Raw genomic sequence first — 4703 nt, 5'->3', positions numbered from 1 at the left:
TACTATCTCGTCAACGGAACTAAAACATTTATCACCAATGCTGATTACATCATACATATCAAAAGGTGCATTAGATGCTTCAGGCACAACAGCATTAAGAGCAGGTATATTTTCAACAACGTCCTTGTGGTCAGCCTCTATCAAAGGGGGCAGTTCAGCATTGTTAGATGGGAAGAATGAAAGCAAACGCCTAGTAATATTCAGCGCATCTTCTTCGTCTTCTGCTTCAAAGTGTATAACGCCAGACTTAGTAGCATGTGGTTCCGTGCCACCCAAGTCTTCCATAGTAACTTCTTCGCCAGTAACCTGCTTAATAACCTTAGGACCAGTGATATAAAGTTGCCCTTGATTCTTTATCTGAATGATAAAGTCAGTCAACGCTGGCGAATAAACTGCACCGCCTGCGCAAGGACCAGCAATGATACTAATTTGCGGGACAACGCCACTAGACTTAACGTTGCGGTAGAATATCTCGCCATAGCCTGAAAGCGCATCAACACCTTCCTGCACACGAGCACCACCACTGTCGTTAATACATACAAACGGAGCACCATTCTTGAGTGCAGCGTCCATAGCAACACATATCTTGCGCGCATGGGCTTCGCCCACTGTTCCCGCCAAAGCACTGAAGTCTTGGCTAGAAACATAAACCGGTCTGCCCTCAACCAAGCCGTGCCCCGTAACAACACCGTCAGCAACAACTTCCTTAGAAGTCATGCCAAACTCAACTGCACGATGCTTTACAAACTGACCAAGTTCTTGGAAAGTGCTCTTGTCTAAGAGTGTAGAGATACGTTCGCGAGCGGTGAACTTGCCTTCGCTGTGAATCTTCTCAATCTTATCCTTACCGCCACCAAGCTCAATCTTCTGCTTTGCTTCCGCAAGCTTCTTCATCCTTTCTTTCATGTCCATAGTCTGTCCTCACTTTTAATTATGAAAAAGATTATAAATCTTTATCTACGTTTTGGCAACACAAAATTTTAATTTTTATAACAATATTTTACTTCACTACTCCCTATTTCATCGTATTGGCTGATATTACCATACGTTGAACCTCCGATGTGCCCTCATAAATAGCCAGTAATTTTATATCACGCATTATCCGCTCCACCCTAGACGGCTTGCTATACCCATAAGCACCCTGTATCTGCACAGCGTTCACCGCATGTTTCATCCCCGCATCAGCCGCAAATACCTTTGCCATAGCAGCTTCGCTGGCAAACGGCTCGCCCGCATCGGCAAGCTCCGCCGCATGGTAAGTCAACAACCTAGCAGCCGTTAAGTCTTTAGCCATATCAGCAATCATCCATTGAATAGCCTGCTGAGCACTGAGCGGCTTGCCGAACTGCACCCGCTTCTTGGCATAGGCTATGCTGTCATCTAGCAACGCCTGCATCATGCCTACACACTGAGCCGCAGCACCTATGCGCCCGCCATCCAGTGCCCCCATAGCCACCAAAAAGCCCAACCCCGGTTTGTTCAACACGTTAGCCTTAGGCACCTTAGCATCGCTAATAACCACCTCGCAGGTGTTAGATGCACGCATACCCATCTTGTCTTCGTGCTTAGATACCCTATATTGCCCCTTCTCTAGTATCATCGCAGTCATACCGCGAGCACCTCTGTCAGGATTAGTCTTAACAATAGCAACTATGAAATCGCTGAATTCAGCATTGGTGATAAATGTTTTAGTTCCGTTGACGAGATAGTAGTCCCCTTTGTCCTCCCCAGTGGTTGACACACTGACGGCATCCGAGCCAGTGCCCGGCTCTGTTAGAGCAAAACAACCTATACACTCGCCCGTAGCAAGTTTTGGCAAATATTTCATCTTTTGCTCTTCAGAGCCAAATTTATATATGCAGTCCCCAGATAACATCTGAACAAGTCCTGTAGTTGACGACGACAAACACTCCCTTGCGGTCTCTTCGGCAACAATTGCGCCACAGAGGTTGTCGTCATATATGGCACCGTATTGCTTAGGGTATTTAACCATAAGCATGTTCTGCTTGCCAAGAGCCTTAAACTGCTCCATGGGGAAAGCCATAGTCTCATCGGCTTCCACCGCACGAGGAGCAAGCTCCGCAAGAGCCACAGAGCGAACAGCCGCCCGTAAATTATTATGTTTTTCGCTGAGCCTCATTTTGTCCACTGCCCCCTCAACTGAGGCACTCTATCACTAAAAAGAATATTTTTCAACTATAAATTTATACATTGTTATAAATTGTTCCAAAGACAGCTCCTCTCCCCTCGCTTTCTCTGTCAAATTCATAGCTGATAGAGCTTCACTCAAACCCTCATAGCCCTTTAAGTTGTTCCTCAACGTCTTACGTTTCTGTGAAAACGCTTGTCGCACTAAGTTGAAAAAATTAACTTCATCATCCGCACCTAACGGGCGACTGCCCTTAGGGGTAAATTCCAGCACAGTGGAATAGACCTCTGTATTCGGATAAAAGTTTGCTCCGCTGATAGCACATAGCTTCTTTATATCGTAATGATAGGAGCAGAAGATTGATAGAGATGAATATTCCCTGCTATTACGACTGGCATTGATTCTAGCTGCTACCTCACGTTGAAACATAAAGACCAGCTTGCGAATATTGCCTATATACTTTGTGCAATGCTCTACTATTTTGACTGATACGTTGTATGGCAGATTGCCGACTACGGTAATAGGCTCGTCATATAGCTTATCCAATTCTACGTTCAGTATATCGTCATTTATTAGCCTTAATGCGGGGAATAGCTCTGCTTTATGAGCCTCTAAAAAACGCACCGCCGTGTCGTCTATCTCCACTGCCGTTAGCTCTGCAGTCCGTTTCGCCAGTGCCTCAGTCAACACGCCGCAGCCTGCACCTATCTCGCATATACAACCGCCACCCGTTGCGTCAGCTATCAGCTCTATAAAATGAGCGTTAGTCAGGAAGTGTTGCCCCAATGATTTTTTGGTATGTCCATATTCCGCACGGAAACGCTTGATTAAATCAGACATTACTATTAGCTGCCATATCAGCCATATTATGTGCCATTATAATGGCATGTTTTAGGCTAGAAATGCTAGCTATACCCTTGCCAGCAATATCAAACGCCGTGCCGTGGTCAACGGACGTACGTATTATAGGTAGCCCCAACGTGATATTGACTGCCGAGCCAAAACCAACCATCTTAATGGGTATCAGTGCTTGGTCGTGATACATCGCTACGACAAAATCATATTCCGCCACTCGTGCGAACAGCGAATCCGCCGCAAACGGACCATCGGCATTAAAACCGTCAGCTTGCGCTCTCTGGACTGCTGGTGCAATTATTTGCGCCTCTTCGTCCCCCAACGTGCCGCTATCCCCTGCATGCGGGTTAAGTCCAGTTACGGCTATACGCGGATTGGGTTCGCCAAAAAACTTGCCCGCATTGTGTGCATTGCGTATAGCTACATATATATTATCTGTCTTTAATGCCCCTGCAACCTTACTAATAGGCAAATGTGTGGTCACTGGGATAACACGCACATGTTCAGAGGCTAATAGCATTGAAAAGTCAGCCGTCTTTGTGAGCGCACCTAAATATTCTGTATGACCATAGAAGTCATAGCCCGCCATAGCTACGCTATGCTTGTTTATAGGGCAGGTAGTTATTGCAGCAACCTCACCCGCCACAGCTAGCTCTACAGCCTTTGCTATGACTTTCATTGCAATATCGCCATACTTGGCACTATGAGTGCCATATTTGATAGAGAAAGCCTCTACGACAGGCGTTTCTATAATTGGATATTCAGGCGAGGTCATGTGCAATATATTCTTAAATGCATCATCTAAGACAAACTTAGGCGTAACAGGGACAAATGGGTATTTGCGGACAAAATCGCCGTCCAACAGTAGCTTGGCGGTAATCTCCGCTCCTACCCCAGCAATATCACCGATAGTTACGGCAATTGGTTTCATAGAGCGATTATAAATGAAAAATGGAAAAAGTCTATTGACAATATGTAGCCTAGAGGACGGCAGGTTATTGACAAAACAACCTGCCTTATAATTTAGAATGCTAGCCCTATTCTGCCACCAGCAAGTGTACCGCGGGCTTCAACCTTAGCATCGTCAGCTACAGTTATTTTAACTTTAGGTATATACTGGACAAATGCGCCAAAGACAAAGTGCCAAGCATATAGGTTCACGCCACCACCTAATGTAGGAGCAACTTTAGAGCCGCTGTTTGAAGAGTCAACGAGAGTATTTGGGGATGGAGTAAACGTGGTCAACTCATATTCTGCTGTTACTTCCGCTAGTGTTAACCCTACGCTACCATAGACATCAAGATGTGAGCCGAGCGGATACCTGCATAAAAACATGAAGCTCGTAAAACTCGCAGTCGTAATTAATTCTTCATAAGTACTACCCACGCTCAACGTCTCTTCAAAAGTAGACGAAGCGGCACTTATCCCAAGTCCGAAGTTCTTATTGAAAAATAATTGGAAGTCCAATTCAATTGCACCAGCCATACTCGGCGATGTCTCAAGACCAGCTGGGAGCGGAGTAGTGTACTTCACATCTGGCGCAGAAGTGCCACCAACAGAGATGTTCCAACGTCTGTTGTGATTGAACTCTGGATTTTCGTCATAAAACCCAGCAAAAGAGTAAGTTCCAAAAGCAACACACAATGTTAAAACGTATAACAGTTTCCTCATACATAACCTCCAACGAGAATTTGCCCTA

At 45.5% G+C, this 4703-nt stretch carries 5 protein-coding genes; all 5 read right to left on the bottom strand.

The window, feature by feature from the left end:
- A partial coding sequence (locus AC1MDJ_RS06760; RefSeq protein WP_479690171.1) for an acyl-CoA carboxylase subunit beta occupies positions 1-912 on the bottom strand: 912 nt, incomplete at its 3' end.
- 103 nt (positions 913-1015) lie between these two features.
- Entirely contained in the window at positions 1016-2140 is a 1125-nt protein-coding gene (locus AC1MDJ_RS06755) for an acyl-CoA dehydrogenase family protein (protein WP_479690172.1), read from the bottom strand.
- A gap of 36 nt (positions 2141-2176) precedes the next feature.
- Positions 2177-2989, bottom strand: coding sequence for a 16S rRNA (adenine(1518)-N(6)/adenine(1519)-N(6))-dimethyltransferase RsmA (rsmA, locus tag AC1MDJ_RS06750; RefSeq protein ID WP_479690170.1), 813 nt, complete (start codon positions 2987-2989; stop codon positions 2177-2179).
- On the bottom strand, positions 2982-3935 hold the full coding sequence (gene pdxA / locus AC1MDJ_RS06745; protein ID WP_479690169.1) for a 4-hydroxythreonine-4-phosphate dehydrogenase PdxA: 954 nt from the start codon (positions 3933-3935) through the stop codon (positions 2982-2984). Before pdxA ends, rsmA begins: the two co-directional genes overlap by 8 nt.
- Positions 3936-4027: 92 nt before the next feature.
- Positions 4028-4675, bottom strand: a complete 648-nt coding sequence (locus tag AC1MDJ_RS06740; protein ID WP_479690168.1) for a hypothetical protein — start codon at positions 4673-4675, stop codon at positions 4028-4030.
- Positions 4676-4703 lie beyond the last annotated feature (28 nt).

It is taken from the genome of Candidatus Termitispirillum reticulitermitis (genome assembly GCF_054655775.1).
This window is presented reverse-complemented; position numbering and strand designations above follow the sequence as displayed.